The 19054-nt window shown below is 66.7% G+C and carries 14 protein-coding genes; 5 read left to right on the top strand and 9 right to left on the bottom strand.

What is annotated here, in order from left to right:
• Positions 1 to 19 precede the first annotated feature (19 nt).
• The 4 genes from B9C43_RS05455 to B9C43_RS05440 all read right to left on the bottom strand — a co-directional run bounded on the left by B9C43_RS05455 (position 20) and on the right by B9C43_RS05440 (position 3696).
• Entirely contained in the window at positions 20 to 856 is an 837-nt protein-coding gene (locus B9C43_RS05455; RefSeq protein WP_084424919.1) for a DUF4097 family beta strand repeat-containing protein, read from the bottom strand.
• A 38-nt stretch (positions 857 to 894) separates the two neighbouring features.
• Positions 895 to 1380, bottom strand: a complete 486-nt coding sequence (locus tag B9C43_RS05450; RefSeq protein ID WP_084424918.1) for a hypothetical protein — start codon at positions 1378 to 1380, stop codon at positions 895 to 897.
• Between the two features lie 108 nt (positions 1381 to 1488).
• Positions 1489 to 2706, bottom strand: coding sequence for a glycosyltransferase 87 family protein (locus B9C43_RS05445; protein WP_160096337.1), 1218 nt, complete (start codon positions 2704 to 2706; stop codon positions 1489 to 1491).
• Positions 2707 to 2853: 147 nt separating this feature from the next.
• Positions 2854 to 3696 (bottom strand): helix-turn-helix domain-containing protein, encoded by an 843-nt coding sequence (locus tag B9C43_RS05440; protein ID WP_084424916.1) that lies wholly within the window; start codon positions 3694 to 3696, stop codon positions 2854 to 2856.
• Positions 3697 to 3800: 104 nt separating this feature from the next.
• Between B9C43_RS05440 and B9C43_RS05435 the strand changes: the two genes are divergently transcribed.
• Positions 3801 to 5267 (top strand): MFS transporter, encoded by a 1467-nt coding sequence (locus B9C43_RS05435; RefSeq protein ID WP_084425600.1) that lies wholly within the window; start codon positions 3801 to 3803, stop codon positions 5265 to 5267.
• Here the strand turns inward: B9C43_RS05435 and B9C43_RS05430 are convergent.
• Complete coding sequence (locus B9C43_RS05430; RefSeq protein ID WP_084424915.1) at positions 5248 to 6750, bottom strand: carotenoid oxygenase family protein; 1503 nt, start codon at positions 6748 to 6750, stop codon at positions 5248 to 5250. The genes B9C43_RS05435 and B9C43_RS05430 overlap by 20 nt on opposite strands.
• 160 nt (positions 6751 to 6910) lie before the next feature.
• On the opposite strand from B9C43_RS05430, the gene B9C43_RS05425 reads away from it, so the two are divergent.
• On the top strand, positions 6911 to 7840 hold the full coding sequence (locus tag B9C43_RS05425) for a winged helix-turn-helix transcriptional regulator (RefSeq protein ID WP_084424914.1): 930 nt from the start codon (positions 6911 to 6913) through the stop codon (positions 7838 to 7840).
• On the opposite strand, the gene B9C43_RS05420 is transcribed toward B9C43_RS05425, so the two are convergent.
• Both B9C43_RS05420 and B9C43_RS05415 read right to left on the bottom strand, forming a co-directional pair.
• Positions 7818 to 8465 (bottom strand): response regulator transcription factor, encoded by a 648-nt coding sequence (locus B9C43_RS05420; protein ID WP_084424913.1) that lies wholly within the window; start codon positions 8463 to 8465, stop codon positions 7818 to 7820. The two genes, B9C43_RS05425 and B9C43_RS05420, sit on opposite strands and share 23 nt — an antisense overlap.
• Complete coding sequence (locus B9C43_RS05415) at positions 8450 to 9649, bottom strand: sensor histidine kinase (protein WP_084424912.1); 1200 nt, start codon at positions 9647 to 9649, stop codon at positions 8450 to 8452. The genes B9C43_RS05420 and B9C43_RS05415 overlap by 16 nt, the downstream gene beginning before the upstream one ends.
• Positions 9650 to 9793: 144 nt before the next feature.
• On the opposite strand from B9C43_RS05415, the gene B9C43_RS05410 reads away from it, so the two are divergent.
• The gene (locus tag B9C43_RS05410; protein ID WP_084424911.1) at positions 9794 to 10186 is read left to right on the top strand and encodes a hypothetical protein; all 393 of its coding nucleotides are present in this window, start codon (positions 9794 to 9796) and stop codon (positions 10184 to 10186) included.
• A 129-nt stretch (positions 10187 to 10315) separates the two neighbouring features.
• Positions 10316 to 11773 (top strand): MDR family MFS transporter, encoded by a 1458-nt coding sequence (locus tag B9C43_RS05405; RefSeq protein WP_084425599.1) that lies wholly within the window; start codon positions 10316 to 10318, stop codon positions 11771 to 11773.
• A 50-nt stretch (positions 11774 to 11823) separates the two neighbouring features.
• Here the strand turns inward: B9C43_RS05405 and B9C43_RS05400 are convergent, their stop codons facing one another.
• Positions 11824 to 13317 carry an amidohydrolase family protein gene (locus tag B9C43_RS05400; RefSeq protein ID WP_160096335.1) on the bottom strand — a complete coding sequence of 498 codons (1494 nt, stop codon included), beginning with the start codon at positions 13315 to 13317 and terminating at the stop codon, positions 11824 to 11826.
• Positions 13318 to 13440: 123 nt separating this feature from the next.
• On the opposite strand from B9C43_RS05400, the gene B9C43_RS05395 reads away from it, so the two are divergent.
• Positions 13441 to 14421, top strand: coding sequence for a methyltransferase (locus B9C43_RS05395; protein WP_084424909.1), 981 nt, complete (start codon positions 13441 to 13443; stop codon positions 14419 to 14421).
• Between the two features lie 73 nt (positions 14422 to 14494).
• Here the strand turns inward: B9C43_RS05395 and B9C43_RS05390 are convergent, their stop codons facing one another.
• The gene (locus B9C43_RS05390) at positions 14495 to 18973 is read right to left on the bottom strand and encodes a polymorphic toxin type 4 domain-containing protein (RefSeq protein ID WP_084424908.1); all 4479 of its coding nucleotides are present in this window, start codon (positions 18971 to 18973) and stop codon (positions 14495 to 14497) included.
• Positions 18974 to 19054 lie beyond the last annotated feature (81 nt).

The raw sequence follows: 19054 nt of genomic DNA, 5'->3' as shown, positions 1-19054 counted from the left end.
AGGTATGCGTATACACGTTCTAGTGAGTGGCGCGATGGATGACGATGTCGTCGAGCCGGGTACGGGCGTAGATCTTGACCTTGTTGTCGAACCCATCGGCGTTGTCCTGCGACGGAAGAGCGCTGCGCACCGCACCTTTCGTGCTCTTGGCGTCCACCCAGGCAACGGTGCCCTCGCTGATGCCGACCTCGATGCCGCCGGAGGCGTTCAACAACTCCGCCTGGCCACGCGTCATCTGGCCGACCCGGATAGGACAGTCGCTCCCCCTGGCGACGACACTGCTCTCAGCACAGTCGATGTCGAACCTGCCGCCGGAGCCACTGAGATCCACGTCGGACAAGGCATGCCCGACCCAGACCTCTCCGCTCGATCCTTGGTACCGCACGACACCCTCGACCTCACCGATCCGCACCGAAGCCGCGCCGCCCTCGATGTCGACGGTCCCCGCGATGTGCCCGACCTCGACCGAACCGGCCGCGAGGTTCCCGCGCAGCGCGGCGATCCGGTCAAGCTCCACTCGCCCCGATGCCATGTGCAGTTCACAGTCGCCGAGCAGGCCATCACTGTGCACGTCCGTCCACGCCGTGTTCAGCACCAGTTTGGAACCGACCGGCAGTTCGATCGTGATGGCGACCGACCCGGCCTGGTCCCCCGCTTTGACCGTCTCGACCGACAGCGCACCGGCGGAAAATTCGACCTTCGTCTTCTCGACCACCTTCGCGTCCGTCTTGCTCGCCGCATTGACCGGCTCGACCAGCACCACCGTGTCCGACCGCTCGCTCGCGGCGATCCGCACCTGGGCACCACCGGTGGTCAACCTGGCCGTGATCGGCTCAGGCGTGGCGAATGTGGGCATGACAAATCTCCCCATGTTCGTGTGTGGCGGCGGGCGGCTCAGCCGACCCAGCCGGTGAAGTGCCCGTCCTTGCGCCCGCGTCGCTTCCGCTGGTCACCGGCGAGTGCCGCGCTGACCACACGGACCAGCCAGGCGTTGGTCGACAGCCCTTCTTGGTTGGCCGCCGCCTCAATGCGTTGCTTGAGTTGCTCCGGCGGCCGGAAGTTGATCCGCGACACCGCGCCGTCCATGCCGGTGAGCGGAACCTGATGCTCGACGACCGGCTCTTCGTCCGGTCCCTCGTCGACCTCCGGCGGGGTGACCACGAAGACCGGTTCACGCCCGCGGAGCCTGACCTCGACCGAACCCGGCGCCATCTCCCTGGTGACCTCGTCCATGGCCGCCGTCAGGACATCCAACATGGTCAAGCGGGTCGCGGACACGACCGAGGCGGCCAGACGCTGCGCCAGCGCCGTTGCCTCGCCCGGCTCGGCAGCCGCCAGCAGCTCCTGGCGAAGGCTCTCGACGTATGGCGTGAGGTCCATGCGCCAACTATGACGCCATAGTGGCGCCATGTCAACCGTGTGGCGCCACAGGAGGCAAAACAAAAGAGGCCGCCCTGGTGGACGGCCTCCTCGAGCGATTATCCAAGCTTACCGCAGCGCTGACTCCAGCTCGGCCAGCCGGGCGTTCTCCCTGCGGATACGCAGCAGGACCACGACGAAGATCGCGACCACCAGCCATACGTAAACGTTGTGATAGATGACGCCAAGATGGCGCCACGACGGGAAGTCCATCACCGTGGGCACGGGCGCGCCGAGAAGCGGGAGCACACCGCCCATGCTGGCCACCCAGGTCACCGCCAGCGCGAACCGGTCGAACACGGCGCCGCGCCGCAACGACAGGTGCAGCAGGTACACCAGCAGCAAGCCCAGCCACACCCAGTGGTGCGGCCAGCTGAACGGCGACACCGCAGTCGACACCAGGCCGCACACCAGCACAGCCGCCAGTTCCCGGCCGCCGAGCGACAGCCGGCGAGCGAGCAGGAGGCCGATCACCGCGACGGCCCCGGCGACCGCGACCCACAGCAGCTGCTGCGCCGGGCCTACGCCGAGGGTCCGGGCGATCATGCCCTTCAACGTCTCGTTGGCCGGGTGGTCCGGCACACCGACCCGTGCCGGGTCGAGGAAGGCGCCGGTCCAGAACTGCCACGAGTCCTTCGGCAAGAACAGGAACCCCAGCACCACGGTCCCGACGAACGCGGCCCCAGCCACCGCAGCCGCCCGGAACCGTTTGGTGACCAGCAGGTACAGCACGAAAAACGCGGGGATGAGCTTGATTCCCGCGGCGATCCCGATCAGCGCGCCCTTCCAGCGCACGCGGTCCGGCAACGCCAGATCCACCAGCACGAGCGCGAGCAGCACCAGGTTGACCTGGCCGAAGATCACCGTCTGGCGGATCGGCTCGCACCACAACAGCACGCCGGCGACGGCCACGCTGACCACCGCGAGCCGGGCGTCGCGCACGTAACCCAGCCAGCTGAAGGCCAGCCACACCACACCGGCCATGATCGCGAAGTTGATCAGGCTGCCGATCACGGTGAACCAAGTGCCCGACAGGGCGACGACCGGGATGAACGCCAAGGCGGAGAACGGCGAGTAGACGAACTCGAAGACACCTTTGGTGGTGCCGATCAGCGGGGTGTCATAGAGCGAGACGCCGTCCAGGACGCGTTCCCCAGCGACCCGGTAGGCGAAAAGGTCGATCTGATGTGCCCGGACTACGGGTTCCTCGAAGACCTGGATCAGGTAGTAACCGATGGCGATGACGCCGAGCACGACGACGGTCCAGAGCACCGGCGGCGGGATCACGCGACCTCGGGGCACAGGGGGTGCATGGCTGGAGCCGCGCTCACCAACCGCCCATAATGACACGCTCACTCAGATGATTTTCTGATACGCCCATCTCCGCGGTTGAGCCGGGGCCCCGAAGGGTGCCAAACCCCCAGTTGAGAGCCCCTATTCGGCGAACTGCTGGGTCAGCAGCCGCAGAGCGTCCGCCGAGCTCGCGTCGTTCGGGGTGTAGATCTCCAGCCGATGGTCGGGGCTGTCGGGCTGCAACCACACCTGGTAGTCGACGTTCGCCGCGCCGACGGTCGGGTGCTGCAGCCGCATGGTCCCGACCGTGCAGTCGGCGACGTCACCGGTCGCCCACATCGCCGCGAACTCGTCGCTGCGCATCGTCAGCTCGCCGATCAGCTCGGCCAGGCGCGCGTCCGTGGGGTAGCGGCCCGCGGTGAGCCGGAGGAAGGCGACGTGGATGCGGGCGACCTCGTCCCAGTTGCGGTGCAGGTCGCGGGTGAGCGGATCGAGGAAGAACATCCGTGGGATCGACGGCCGGTGCGTCGGATCCTGTGGCGCGTCAAAGGGGATGTGCTCGGCTTTGAGCGCGTGTCCGGCACGGTTCCACGCGAGCACGTCGTCGCGTCTGCCGAGCACGATCGCAGGCGTCCGGTCGCCGAGGGATTCCAGCAGCGCGAGGACGCGCGGGTGCGGGTGTTCTTGTGGTGGTTCGGAAAGCCCTGGATTCGCGGGTTGCCGTGCGAGGTTGTGCAAGTGGACGGTCTCGACTGGATCGAGGCGCAGCACCCGTGCGAGGGCGTCGAGGACCTGTTTGGAGGCGGTCTCGGACTGCCCCTGCTCCAGGCGTGTGTAGTAGCCCGCACTCACGCCTGCGAGGTGGGCGAGCTCTTCCCGGCGCAGTCCGGGCACCCGGCGGGCGGTCCCGTACGTGCGTAGTCCGATGTCGGCTGGGGTGACTCGATCACGGCGATTCTTCAGGAACGCACCAAGGCTCTCCACGACTTCGAGCCTATGTCGCCCGGGTACGCGGGTGGGTGTACCTGCTGGGTGTACCCACGGCGCGGGGATGGTTGGCGGGCGCGTCCTGCCGGACTGTCCAAGGCATGTCTCAACAGCACTCCCCTGGTTTGCGGGCCTGGCTTGGCCTCGTGGTCCTGCTCGGTCCGGTCCTGCTGGTCTCGATGGACGGGTCGATCCTGTTCCTGGCGATGCCCCGGATCAGCCAGGCCCTCACGCCGACCGCCGACCAGGCCCTGTGGATCTTGGACAGCTACGGCTTCGCGGTCGGTTCCCTGCTGATCGCGTTCGGCACCATCGGCGACCGGTACGGTCGGCTGAAGCTGCTGACGATCGGCGCGACCGTGTTCGGCATCGGCTCGGTCGCAGCAGCCTTCGCGCCGAGCGCGGAGTTCCTCATCGCCGCGCGTGCGCTGATGGGAGTCGCCGGCGCGACGCTGCTGCCGTCGGCGTTGGCGGTATTGAGCGAACTGTTCGCCGATCCGCGGCGACGGGCGCAGGCCATCGGCATCTTCGCTGCCGCGTTCGCCGCGGGGTTCGCCATCGGTCCGGTCGTCGGTGGCGTCCTGCTGGAGAAGTTCTGGTGGGGCTCGGTCTTTCTGATCAACCTGCCGGTCATCGGCGTGTTCCTGGTGTTCGCGCCGGTCTTGCTGCGTGAGGTGCGCGCGACTCGGCCAGGTCGAGTCGACGTCACCAGTGTCGTGCTGTCCGCCGCGGGCCTGCTGCTCGGGATCTACGCACTGAAACACGCCGCCACCGAGGGGCTGACGCTCGGCCCCGCTGCCGTGGGCATCGCGGGCGTGGTGCTGCTGGTGTGGTTCGCGCGACGGCAGAAGCGCCTGGAGCATCCGTTGATGGAGTTCTCGCTCTTCCGTGACCGCGTTTTCACGGTCGCGATCATCACCGGACTGGTGCCGTTGGCGGCGTGGTCGGCGACCGCGTTCCTCTCGGGGATCTACCTTCAGTCCGTCCTTGGTTTGTCGGTACTGTCCGCGGCGCTGCTCGCGCTGCCTGGTGCCGCGGTGCTCACGATCACCTGCATCGTCACGCCGGTCGTGGTCGACCGCATCGGCAAACGAACTGCGCTCGTCGTCTGTCACTTCTCCATCGCGGCCGGTCTGTCGTTGTTGCTCGCCACCACGATCACAGGTGGGATCGGCTGGTACATCGCGTCAACGGCCATCGCAGGCGTCGGCTACGGCATCTCCTTCGCGGTTGTCGCCGACACCGCTGTCGGAGCTGTGCCGGTCGAGCGTGCTGGCTCTGCTGGGGCAATCGCGGAGACCAGCAACGAAATCGGCAACGCACTGGGCATCGCGCTTCTCGGTTCTCTTGCAGCCCTGGTGTTCCGGCTCTCCGGACCGGACCTGGCACCCACCCTCGACGGAACGCTCCAGCTTCCCGATCTCGCGCCCGTGCTGGTCGAGGAAGCCAAGACGGCCTTCGTCACCGGCCTGCACGTGATCGCCGCGGCGGCCAGTCTTCTGCACATCGCGCTCGGCACCGTTGCCCTGCGTTGGATATCCGTACGCGCTACAAGCCCAGTGCCGTAGTGGGATCGTCCCAGCCCGAGATCAGGCAACCCGGTGCCCACGTGGAGTGCGTGCCGCTGCTGACCCGCTCAGGCAGCTGGATCCGGGCAACCGGGCCCGCGCTGACGTCGTTCGCATGGAAGATCAGGCATTCGGAGAGGTCGCGGTTCATGTCCGAGGTGATGGTGACGAGATAGCCGTCATCCTCGGCCGTCGAACCGATCCGGGGCGCCATCGCGGTCTCGCTGCCGAACACGCCTTCGCCGAACTCGTAGCGTTCGGCCGAACCGGTCAGCGAGTCGTGTTTGACCAGGCCATCGAACAGGAACCAGCCGGCAGGCGACGTCGCGGCATAGCTGTAGCGGTGTCGCCTGCCGGCGTACTGCTGGTTGATCATGCCGAACTCGCTGGTGACGTCGGTCAGCCGCTCTTCCTTGGACAGCCCGGTGGTCAGGTTGAGACGCCAGCGGTGCAGGTGCGTGCCGAGCTGGTTGCTGTCCAGGAAACGGAACATGCGCTGGTAGAGCGTGCCACCGCCGGACGGAGGCACGGGGTTGGTCTGGAAGAAGCCTTCGAGGACGATCTCGTCGCCTTCCTCGTAGGCGTTGGTCCAGTGCAGCACGTAAGTCGGGTCGGCCTCGAACCACTTGATGTCCGCGGTCGTGCCGTGCCGCGGGATCACCGCCAGCCGAGTCGGGATGTCCGGGTAGAACCGCGACGCGTACTTGCCTTTCGCCAGCGCTTCCGGCGCCCAGAACAGCGGGAGGTCGTTGAGGATCGCGTAGTTCTCGGTGAAAGCCATGTCGTGCGGCAACCGAGGTCCAGGCAACGGCACGTCGATGTACGTGACGAGGTTGTCATTCCCGTCCACCACGCCGTAGTGCATGTACGGCGCCTCGGTGCTGTAGTTGAAGAACATCAGCTCGCCGGTGCGCTCGTCGTACTTCGGGTGCGCGGAAACGCCTACGTCGCTGGGGAATTTGCCGTTCCAGGTGGCTTTGCCGAGGGTCTCCAGCGTGGTCGGGCTGAGCCGGTACAGGTCTCCGCACTGGTAGAAGCTGGTCAGCGCGACACCGTTGTGCAGCACGACATCCGTGCTGGATGCGTCCTTCATCCGGCCGCGTGCACCCCAACCCGTCTGCCTCGGCGAACGCCCGGGGTCTTCGGCCAGGCCCGCCCACAACGCGTGCCCGGCTTCCTGTTCGGCGACGAACCCGTCGGTACGGATGAACCTGTTGCGGTAGAAGGCTTTCCCGTCACGGAAGCCGACCGCGTGCACCATCCCGTCACCGTCGAACGGGTGGTAGATCTCCATCGCCGGGTGCACCGGGTTCTCGGTGTTGCGCAGGTAAACACCATCGAGGTCGGCCGGGATCTCGCCGATCACCTCCAGGTCGACCGCGGCACGCTCAACGTGCTGAGGCCGCCACGGCCCCGTGCGATACGGGTGGTCGTCGTCCGGCGGCAGGGTTGTCAGTGCACGGCCCAGTATTTCGATGTCCATCCTGCTCCCCTACGCCTTGACCACGAAACTGGCGCACGTCGTGGTGCTGCCGCCGATGAGGCCACCGCTCGAGTTGACCGGGATCCGGCCGCCGATCTCCAGATCCCCGCTCACCCTCCATTACTACAACAAACAGAGTTGATGCGCTACAACTAACAGAGTGATCACCCGACTCGAAGCCGGCGGGCCCAACGCGATCGCCGTGACCAACGGGATCGTCGGTGACGAGTGGACGCTGTGGATAGTGGAACTGGCGCTGACCGACGGCCTGACCCAGTACAACGAGTGGCTCAACGCGGGCCCGATCTCCACCGCGGTGCTCACGACCCGCCTGACGCGGCTGGTGCAGGCAGACGTCCTGAACCGGGAGTCGGGTCACTACCGCCTGACCAAGCGTGGCAGGCAGATGTGGCCGATCCTGCTGTCGATGTGGGCATGGGAGCAGAAGTGGGTCAACGACCCGGAAGCGAACCTGCCCGAGATGCGGCACGGCAAGTGCGGCAACATCTTCAGCCCGCTGCTGGCCTGCGAGGCGTGCGACTCGGTCGTGGCAGCCCGGGACGTGCGGGGCAAGTTCGGACCGAGCGGCGGCTGGGAACGCAGCATCCCCACCGGAGTCACCCGCCGCCGGGCGCATTCAGGCAGCAGACCGACCGAACTGGTCACCCAGACCATGGCGCTGATCGGCAACCGCTGGTCAATGGCGTTGCTCGGCGCGGCTTTCCTTGGAGCTACCCGCTTCGGCGAGTTCGAGCAACGGATGGGCGCGCCACCCACGATCGTCGCCGACCGGCTGCGAACGTTCTGCGATATCGGCGTACTCGTCGCTTCGCCGAACCCGCAACGACCGAACTGGGTCGTGTACCGCCTGACCGAAAAGGGCCGGGCGTTCTTCCCAGTGGTGGCAACCGTGATCGACTGGGGACACCGCTGGTTCCACGCACCGGAAGGCCCTGCCCTACGACTCACCCACGCGGGCTGTGGCCGCACCTTCCACCCAAGGTTGCGGTGTAGCGAGTGCGGAGAGCGGCTCCGTGGCGCCTCGGTACAAGTCGAACGTTCACCCGTCAAGGCTTGTTCAGGTACGTAAGAACGGCCAGGACGCGGCGGTTGACGTGATCGTCATCGGTGATGCCGAGTTTGCCGAACAAGGCCGTTGTGTACTTGCTGATGGCGCTCTCGCTCAGGAAAAGCCGTTGGCCGATGGCCTGATTGGACAGTCCTTCGGCCATCAGGCTCAGCACTGACCGTTCGCGGTCGGTCAGCCCTTCGAGTCGGCGGTTCGTGGTTCCGTTGGCGAACAGTTTGGTGATGACGACCGGGTCCATCGCCGTCCCGCCTTGGGCGACGCGTTCCAAGGCATCCATGAACTGATCGGCGGCGAACACGCTCTCCTTCAGGAAGTAGCCGATGCCGCTGGCCCCGCCGGCCAGTAGTTCACGGGCATACAACTGCTCGACGTGCTGGGACAGGATCAGGACCGGCAGTCCAGGCAGTTCGCGACGGGCCGCGAGAGCCGCGCGCAGGCCTTCGTCCGACTGGGTCGGTGGCATCCGGACGTCGACGATGGACACATCCGGCCGCCACTTCAGCATCGCGTCGAGCGTCTCCGCGCCGGTGGTCGCCGTTGCCACGACCTCGTGTCCGTATGCCTCGATGAGGCGAACCATGCCGTCACGCAGGAGGTATAGGTCTTCGGCTACAACGACTCGCATGGCACCACCATTGTGGCACGCGTCGGACCGCCAGCAGGGCTGGTGATCTCACACGTTCCGTCGAACGCTGCGAGGCGACGGCGCAATCCGGCGAGTCCCCCATCGGCGCGCACAATGGCTCCGCCCTGGCCGTTGTCTGCGACCTCGACGACGAGGCCGGTGTCGTCACGGGCAATGGTGATCCGCGCACGGGTCGCGTGAGCGTGTTTGACCGCGTTGGTGAGCAATTCGACGACGCCGAAGTACACGGCGGACTCGATCGGCGGGTCCAGGCGCACGTCACCGTGGGCGCTGACGGTGGTTTCCAGCGGACTGTCCAAGGCAAAGGCGCGGACGGCATCGACGAGCCCTCGTTCGGTCAGCACGGGTGGACTGATTCCCTTGACCAGGTCGCGCAATTCGGTCAGTGATGTAGCTGCACCAACCCGTGCGTCCTGCAGCAGTGCCTTGGCCTGGGCAGGGTCGGTTTCCATCAGCTTTTCCGCGGTCGCCAGGGAGAGTCCCAGTGCGACGAGCCGGGCCTGTGCTCCGTCGTGCAGGTCCCGCTCGATCCGGCGGATCTCGGCGGCCTGCGCGATGGTGGTGTCGGCGCGCTGGGCTGTCAACTCATCCACCCGCATAGCCGGTGACGGACGCAACAAACGTACGGCAACCGGTGCGACACACCGCCAGGCGTAGGGAGCGCTGGCGACGGTCACGACCACAAAACCTGGAAACCAGAAAACAGCTGCCACGACCGCAGCCAGCGGAATGGCCACGACCACCCCGATGGTGAACGGCGCGATCACCGTGAACCGCAGGTCACGCCACGTCGCGGGGTCACTCCGCCAGGTCCGCCACCGCAGTTCCTGGCGGGCGTCCTTGCTGCTGCGCGAATATGAGAAACCGTTCCACCAATAACCCGTCGACATCCGTGTCACCGGCCCGGTTTGCCGGTATCCGCCGGGAATGACGGTGTTTGTCCACTGTGTAACGAGAGCGCGGATCATCCGGCACACCGGGCGGGACAGGGCAAAAGTGGCGATACCAGCCCAAATGACCGGCGCTATCCATGACCACGGGTTGGCGCCCCACCAGATCCACAGCGCCACGGCCGCCGCCCATACGGCCGGAACCAGCATGACAACGGCAAAAGCGACACACGCTCGCACGAAGCCCACACACGCGCTCGTCACCCATCTCATGGGTCCACTGTGCACCGCGCGCCAGCCGAATCGGGCCAGATCGGCGCGGAAGTAGGTCTAGCCCCACCCCACAGTGCGTCCAGACGCATACCGAGCCATCCGTGCGCTTCCTAGTTTCGATTCCACACAAGGAAAGAAGGAGCCATGGAAATCCGACAAGCCTTCAGCAAGGTGAAGAAGTTCGTTGCCGCTTACGGCGCGCTCAGCGTTGTAGGCCTCGTCGTGGTGGTCGTCCTTTCGGTCGAAGGCGGCGAGGTCACGTCGTTCATGTGGGGCCGCACAGGCGGGATGTTCGCGAGCGCGGTGGTCGCCTACTGGCTGACTGTCGTCGCCGCTAAGGGCACACGATGGGCTTACGTTCGCGTGCGCATCATCTGCGTGGTCGTCCCGATCGCGATCGTGGCCATTGACAGCATCCCCGGTGCTCTCCCGCCGTGGATGATCGTGATCCAGATCGCAGGCGCGCTCGCCCTCGTCCCGGCTGCGATCATCGTCAACCGCTCCGACCTGCGCGTTTCGTTCTCCGCGAAACAGTGAACCGGATTGGGTAATTCGGATGAGATCGATGCCGTGATGCGGAAGACTCGATAATGCCGATGAGTTCCGCCAGGCGTGCCGGTCTGTATCGGTGACATCACCCAAGCCGGACCCAGCGAGGAGCAATCCATGCCAAGTGCGACCCAGGAACGACCGGCCGTATCGGCGGGCCGCACGCCAGCCGTGGTGCGATTGTTGGTCCTTGCCACATTCGTGGTGATCCTCAACGAGACCATCATGATCAACGCCATCCCGCGCCTGATGGAGTCGTTGCAGGTCACCGAGCAGCTGGCGCAGTGGGTGTCCACCGCGTTCATGCTGACCATGGCCGCGGTGATCCCGATGACCGGCTGGTTCCTGCAGCGAGTGACCACGCGTCAGGCCTACGCGATCGCGATGGGCGTGTTCCTCGCGGGAACCCTGTTGTCAGCCGTCGCGCCGTCGTTCGGGGTGCTGCTGGTCGGCCGCATCGTGCAGGCCTCCGGTACGGCCGTGATGATGCCTCTGCTGATGACCACATTGATGGTCGTAGTGCCCGAGCAGGATCGTGGCCGCGTGATGGGCAACGTCACCCTGGCGATATCGGTGGCGCCCGCGCTCGGGCCGACAGTGTCCGGCTTGATCCTGCAGGTCGGGTCGTGGCGGCTGCTGTTCCTGGTGGTTCTGCCGATCGCCGCGCTGGTGACGGTGTTCGGGCTGCGCAAGATGGAGAACATCGGCGAGCCCGAGATCAGCTCCATCGACTGGCTCAGTGTCGTCGTCGCGGCGCTCGGCTTCGGCGGTCTGGTGTACGGCCTGAGCCTGTTCGGTGAGGGCGCGGGCCACATCGGGCTCGGTATCGGCATCGTTGTCGCCGGCTGCGCGACGATCGGGCTGTTCGTGGTCCGCCAGCTCAGGCTGCAGCGCAAGGATGGGCCGTTGATGGACCTGCGTGTCCTGCGGCACCGTGCGTACGGGCTCTCGCTGGCGCTGCTGTCCCTCGGGTTCCTCGCGCTGCTCGGTTCGATGATCCTGTTGCCGCTCTACCTGCAGAACCTGCGCAGCCTCAGCCCGCTGCAGACCGGCTTGCTGGTGATGCCGGGCGGTCTGGCCATGGGGCTGCTGGGACCGACCGTTGGCAAGGTGTTCGACCGGTTCGGCAGCCGCGTGCTGGTGCTGCCCGGCTCAATTGGCACGGTGATCGGCCTCGCCGGGCTCACCCAGGTGTCGACGACGATGCCGTACTGGCAGATCCTGGGCCTGCACACACTGCTGATGGTGTCGCTGGCGGCGACGTTCACGCCCGCCTTCACGCTGGGCATGGGTGCGCTGCCGCGGCACCTGTACTCGCACGGCAGCTCGATGCTCGGAACGTTGCAGCAGGTGGCCGCGGCGTTCGGGACCGCGCTCGTGGTGACCGTGCTGTCGGCGCGCGCCGGAGACCTCGTGTCCGAGGGCGTCGCCCCCGCGGCCGCGCAGTTGAGCGGGATGCGACTGGCCTTCTTGGTCGCGGCCGTCCTCGCCCTGCTGACGGTCATCATCGCCTTGATGCTGCCGAACCGCATCGACCATAGCGAAGACGAAGACAAACCGATCATCGCGCACTAGCGGTCATCGGCATGGCGTCCAGCTCCGCCGGGAGCTGGACGCCATGCCTTTCAGTACCTCAGCGCCGATGGCCCGCAGCATGGTGCGGCGCGCAGCGCGGTCGGGGGCGGCGGGATCCGTTTGGCATCCTCTTCGACCTTGGCGAGCATGCGTTCCCGCTCGGCACGGTCGATCAGCCGTCCATTCGCGACAACCGCGTGAATCCGTTGGGTATTGCGGATGTCGGCGAGCGGGTTGCCGTCCACGACCAGCAAGTCGGCGAACTTCCCTGGCGAAACCGTTCCGCTGACGTGCCCCAGGCCGACTGTGCGGGCGGCGTCCCGGGTCGCGGACTGGATGGCCTGCATGGGGCTGAACCCGATGCGCACCATCAGCTCCAGCTCGTCGTGCAGGCAGAACCCCGCGAGGATGTACGGCGCCAGGAAACCGCCGTCGGTCCCGGCGACCATGGTCACGCCCGCCTCGGCAGCGTCACGCACCAGGCGCACGGACGCTTCGTAGAACGCGCGATTCGCCTCTTGCTGATCCGGTGGTACCGACTGCAGGGCCCAACGCTGCTCTACCACCCACTTCGGCACGTACTTCTCAAGTTCCGGCTTGCGGACGAGCTCAGGCGGGAACGTGAAGAGCTTCAGCACAACCAGCGTCGGGGTCAGCGCGGTTCGATTGCGTGCCAAGGCAGCGAACACCTCAGCCGCGCGACCCGGGTCGTAGGACTTGATCGCCTGCCGCTCGAGCGCGCGCATCGCGAAGAAGTAACCGAAGGGATCATTCGGGTCTACGGGCGTGTTCTGGATGATGGTCCGGATCTCGTCGCGGGCGCTGGATACGTCCACGTACAGCGCGTACAGGTGCTCCTGAGTACGCATGCCCAAGTCGCTGCCCCGGACAACCGAAAGCTTGTCCGGTACGTGGCCCGCGATCGGCAGGCGCAGCCGTCGCGCCTCGTCGGCGATCGCGGACAACGTGTCGTCGTCAAGGTGGGAGTACACCTTGACGAAGTCGGCGCCGTCGCGTTTCGCCTTGCGTACCGCGGCCTTGGCTTCGTCCTTCGTCCGCACCTGCTCGGGGCTGACCTTGCCCCACAGGTTGACCAGCATCGAGTGCGGTCCGTCGACGACATTGCTCGCCACGACCATCCGTGGACCGAGCACCTGTCCCGAAGCGATTCGTTGGTGCACCTGGCGTACGTACGCGGTGCCCCACATCTCACGCACCGACGTGACGCCGTTGGCGATGTACAGCGGGAGCAGGAGTTGCTCCAGATCCATGGTGTGCGTGTGCATGTCCCACAGTCCAGGTAGGACATACTTGCCCCGCAGATCCACCACGCGGACTCCAGCCGGTGGCGCGATTCCGTGCCGCCCCACGGCGATGATCCGTTTGCCGGCCACAACGATTGTCGTGCCTGGCTGCGGGCCCGTTCCGGTCCCGTCGATCAATGTCGCGTTGGTGAAGACGAGAACATCTTGCTGATCGGCTTCAGCAGTCCGCCCCACGACAGTCGTGCCCGCGGCGGCCAGCACCAAGCCGCTTTTCGACAACCATGAAAGAAACGTCCGTCTGCTCGGTTCCACGATCGACATCACCCCCAGTGACCCGGATCACGATAGCGGCTGCGGTAATTCGTTTCCAGTGGTCTGGTGGACATCGATAGCGTCGGCCCAATGGATCTGCCCATTCTCGCCATGGCCGATTTGGCCACTCCGATGGCCATCCGAGTCGCTGCCACCCTCAACCTGGTCGAACACGCCGGAACCGAGGGAGCGACGACCGAGCAACTCGCAGCCAAGAGCGGTGCGTCCGTGCTGGGCCTGCAACGCCTGCTTGATCACCTCGTCGCGATCGGTGTCTTCGACGTCGAAGACGACCAATACCGCCCGACGAAGCTCGGTGCCCAGATGCACAAGGACGCACCGGAAGGGTTCAAGCGGCTGCTCGACATCAACAGTGCGGGCGGTCGCGCCGACCTCGCCTTCGTCGATCTGCTGGAGACGATCACCACCGGCGCGTCGGCTTACGTCCACCGATACGGCCAGGACTTCTGGACGGATATCGACGCCGAGGAGAAACTGCGGCGCTCGTTCGACGCGCAGATGCAGTGGCGATTCCAGAAGCACGCCCCACAGATAGCCGAAGACTTCGACTGGAGCCGGTTCCCCGACATCGTGGACGTGGGCGGCGGTGACGGCAATCTGCTCACCATGATCCTGCAGGCCCATCCCGGCGTTCGCGGACGAGTCGTGGACCTGCCTCCGTCGGCCCAGGCGGCGGCCGAGCGGTTCGCGGCGGCAGGCCTCAGTGATCGAGCCAGTGCCATTCCCGGCAGCTTCTTCGATCCCCTGCCCGTGGGGGCCGACGCCTACATCCTGTCGGACATCCTGCACGACTGGGACGACGACCACTGCCGCAAGATCCTGGCCGAGTGCCATAAGGCCGCCGCACCGAATGGCACCGTGGTGGTGATCGAGCCGGTACGAGGGCACGGTTCGAACACCGGGATCGACCTGTTCATGCTGATGTGCTTCAACGGTCGCGAAAGGACGGTCGAAGAGCTGGCCGAGCTGGCAGCCGAATGCGGACTCGTGCTGCAGGCCTCGGCCGCGGTCACTGACGGGCGGATGGCGCTGGAGTTCAAGGTCCAGTGATCTCCGCGAATGACATCGTGCGCGGGCGCAAGACCCGGCCACGGCCACGCAGACGGTGCCCCGTGGGCACCGGTCAGCGACCGGTGATATCGGCGAGTACGTCGGCCAAATCGGCGTTTTCCAGTGCCAGATCCCGCGGAGTGACGCTGATCGGCGGCGACGTCGACGACCTCGTACCCGGACGGCCGATCGGGCCGATGTCCACCTCGAACGCGGCACGGATGGTGCCGTCCGGCGCCTGCAGACTCACTTTGTAGTGCGCTTCGGCCAGCAGGATCGGCTCGCCCGCGACCCGTGGATGGCTGGTCACCTCCACTGACACCACCACGCGACCGCCTTGGGCCTGCGCGACCTTGTGCAACTCACGGATCGCGTTCTCCACACCGCTGTTCTGCAGTTTCAGGTTCACGTCGCGGTGCGCCATCATGATGCCGTCGGCCAGTTCGTCACCGAAGCCCGGACCCCACATGTGCGCACGCTGGTAGTCCGGCAACCCGACTTTCGAGCCAGGCTCGGTGTAGTTCTCGTAGCCCGGCGCGTCGTCACGCGGAATGGCGTTCTCGATCTCGCCCGTGGCCTTGACCGTCACCGAGTTGTCCTCGTTCGGTACTGCCTCCGGACGACCGGCCGCCTGCGGCGTCGACGGGAAGTGACCGGGCACATCCCCTTGTGGGGCACCCATCCCGGCCATCCAGTTGTGATATTCCTCCATGGTCTTGAACCGGTGCTCGATCCGGATTCCGTCACCGGCAGGCACTTCCACCCAGAACGGCTCCGGGTTGCCCGGATCGACGCCGAACGAGGTGTGCTCCGGGCCGTTCGGGGTCATGTAGTGGATCTCCGACGACCTCGGGCCGTTGGCCCGGAACGCCTCGCCGTAGAGCACGCCCATGTCGCCGTTGCCGCCGCTTGGCCACATGTTCACCGGATCGACCACGTTGGTGTCCGGGTTGCTGGGGTGGCTGTGCGCCATCAGTTCCCACGCACCGAGGTCCTGGCCGTCGAGGATTTCCTTCCACCGCTGGTGGTTCCCGGCGGGCGCGGGTCCCTCGCCCGGCGCCACCTGTACCGTCGAACTGTCGCCCTGGATCACGATGTACTCGCCGGTCTCGGTGTTGCGGTAGATCGCCGCCTCGCGCAGTGGATCCTCGGCGATCGAGTTGCGGTACATCGTCTCGGCGTCGGCGCGGTTCTTCGGATCGGCCGGCTGCATGACGGTCTGGTCAGGCATGTCGATGACGCCGCGCTGGTTCCACGCCTCCGCGACGCCGCCGACGACAGCTCCAGTGCCGAAGCCCACGGCCGCACCGGTACCGCCCGCACGCAAGATGGTCCCGAGCGGGTCGCCGCTCTTCCAGGTGCTTTCGCTGAGGATCGCGCCGGCCATCCCGGACGGCAGGCCACCGATCGCGCCTTCGATCCCGCCCTCAACGCTCTTCAACGCGATGGTGCCCAACGCCCCGGTCTTGGCGGCACCGATCAGCGACGCGAACGCTGGGTACTTCAACAAGGCGTCCAGCGCCTTCCCACCCATACCAGCCGTCGCCGCGGCAACAAGACCGTCCACGACACCCTGTGCCATGTCGACGGCCAAGTCTTCTGCGCCATAGGCTGCGCCCTTACCGCCCCACTTGACGGTGACGCTGGCCGCTGTCGCCGCGACCGCGCCTGCCACAGCGGCTACAACCGTTGCGCTGGTACCGAAGTAGGCCGCCGCGGCGGCAACTGCCGGGCCAGCGGCACCAGCGGTGAGCACGGTGACAGCGACACCTGCGGCGACTGCGGCCGCCGTGGCCATCTTGTCGGTGATGCTGTCCACGGCGGCGCGGTGTTCCTCAATGTCCTTGTCGCCGTAGCCGAACCAGCGTTCCATCCGCTGCTGGGCGGCGTCGATCTCGGCCTGGGACGCGCCTGAGGCGACCAGGCGCTGGTATTCGTCGTACGCGCGGCGGGCTTCGTCGGTTGTCGCGTTGAGGACGTCCTCTTCCTCGTCCTCGAACATCTCCGAGAGCACACCGGTGCCTTCGTTGACTTCCCAGTCCCGCCGCGCGTTCAGGTAGGCCATCTGCTCGGCAGGCGTCTTCGTGCCGTTCAGCAACGCCGACGTGTCCGCCCAGTCGCGGCCGGACAGGTCACCTTCGAGATCCTCGACGAGGTCCTGACCGGTCAGCGCGCGGTACTGGGCCTTGAGCGCCTCGACCTCCTCGCGTGACTTGCCGCGCAGCGTCTGCCGGATCGTCGCTTCGTTGGTGCCGCCGCCGGCGACCGCGTAGTGCAACTCCTGCGCGTCGGTGAGATGGCCGCCCTGGCGGATCAGATCGTTGGCCTCGTCCTGGGAGTAGCCGGACGTCTCGAAGGCGATCACCGCGCGGAAGGCACCCGGGCCCCACATCGGGTTGTTGGCGTCGTATCGGGCTTCCAGGTCACGCATGTTCTGCGCGGCCTGTTGTTCCACTGTGGACTGGGCCTGCGCACGCAGTGCCTCGAGCCGTTCCTGGCGTTGCGCCGGGGACAACAGCTGGTTGGCCGGATCGGCCATGAAGGACACTTCCAGATCGCGCATCACATCACGCCGTGCACGGCCGTATTGGTTACGCAGCACGGCGTTCACGGCGTCGTCGTCGGTGTAGAACGACTCGTGCTCGATCTGGATCTTGGCCGCGTCCATACCGGTCAGGTCGTACGCGTGTTCGGCCTGCGCCAGCCGCAGTTCCCCGCCGGAGAGCTCGTCCTCGATGTCCGCGTCGAACCCGGAACCGTACGCCGAACGCACCGCCTCGGTCCGGCGCCTGACCTCGGCGGCGATCTGCTCAGTCGTCATGCCTTTCGCCGCTGCCTCGGCTTCCACCTCGGCCTGGATCTGCGAGTACACGCCGTGAATCGCGCCTTCGTCGGTGCCGACGCCGTCCATCGCCTCGCGCAGCGCGGCAGCGTCCGCCGCCGCGGTGTCACCGCTGAGCAACGCGTTGGCTTGGGCGAGTTCGTTGTCTCCCAACTCTCCCGACAGCTCCGAAGCCAGATCGACGCCGTAGCGTTCGCGGTACCCGCGCACGATCGCTTCGCGTTCGGCGGGTGTGCGGTTGCGCAGGGTCTGCATGATCGTGGCTTCGCTGGTGCCCGCACCGGCCATCGCGTCGTTCAGCGTCGCGATGGCACCGGCCACCGGGTCGCCGGTCATCAGCGCCTGTGCCCGTTCGAGGTTTTCATCGCTCAGGTCGTCGGCGATGTCCTCGTCCATGTCGCGGCCGTCATATGTTGCGGCGTAAGCCTTCCGCATAGCCGCGATCTGGATCGGGGTGCGTCCGGTCAACGCCGTGAAGAGACGGTCCTCGTCGGTTCCGGCGCCTTTCACCGCGCCGCGGACGTCCCGGATGAGCACGCCCGCGTCGAAGCCCGGCGACTGGCTCGCACCGAGCGCGTTCAGGTCCTCCCAGCCGAACTCCGCGATCGCACGGCGCTCCAAAGTCGCCGAGATGTCCGGTACCCGCCGTTCACGCAGCCCGTTGACCACGTTCGCCGCGACAGCCGCGATCGGATCCTGGCCGCCGGACTGCAGGAACTGGATCACCAGCGCGCGCTGCTGCGCGGACAGACTGGCCATCTGTTCGGCCAGCGCGGCCCGGTTGCCCGCCGCGGCCTGTTCTTTGACCCGGGCCAGCAGCTGCAAGTCGGAGCTGATGGTGTCGCGGGTCTGGGCGTTGCGCAGGTTGCGCCACGTGTCCAGAACGCCGCCGATCATGTCGGCGAAGCTCATCGAAGCCTGCTCGGTGGCCTGGATGTCCTGGTCTCCGCGGGCACACACCTGGTCGGCCGCCACGCTCGCCTGCGCGTCGAGGTCGATGATCGCGGTATCGGCCTGAGCGTTCGCGTCAGCGGCGAGTTGATCGACCTTCGCAGCCAGCTGTTCGGCCGTCACGCCCGCGGCCGCGGCCACACCGTCGATCTCGGTGTTCAGCCCGCCTTCCTCGGGTTCGGCGACCTCGTCCCGCATCGCCGCCAGAGCCGCGACCCGGCCGCCTGGGTCGAGCCTGGCTATCGCGGCGTCCGCGAATTCGCGGGCGTAGCGGGGCACGTCTTGCTTGACCTTGGCCAGCACGTCACCGATCTGCTCCGCTTGCGGGGCAGGCGGTTGCGGCGGCGCCTGGGTCACCGCGACAGGTGCCGGGGCGGGTGACCGAACGGGCGTTCCGCTGTCGGCCACCGCCCTTGCCTCGGTCGCCGGATCACTGGTTTCCGAGCGCCGCTGGGAAACCAGCGTCCGAGCCTGGGACGAGAGTTCCCTCGGCGCCTCGCACAACGGTCGTGGATCGGGCGCTGGGATGGTGTCAATCGCTTGCCCCGCCGCGGACTGCCAGCGAGCCACGTCCGGATTCAACAGGGCGTTCACCGCTTGGTTTCCGCCGAGTTGTTGCAAGCCAAGCAAGGACGCCGGAGTCATCGGCGCGGCCGCGCCCTGCGGGGTGAACAGCGTGGGCACTGTGTCCCTGGCGACGGCGGGCGATGCGGGGGCCGCAGGTGTCTGGTCCTGCGCTTGTACCCGCTCGTCGCCCACCGGTCCCCCAGAGAATATGGTCGGGTTCCAGTCGTACAACGGCAGATGCCGCCAGACAAGATCGTCGGGACAACAGTGCCC

It is taken from the genome of Kibdelosporangium aridum (assembly GCF_900176515.1).
Classification (GTDB): domain Bacteria; phylum Actinomycetota; class Actinomycetes; order Mycobacteriales; family Pseudonocardiaceae; genus Kibdelosporangium; species Kibdelosporangium aridum.
The sequence above is the reverse complement of the archived record's forward strand: the minus strand, read 5'-3'. Positions and strand labels throughout refer to the sequence as shown.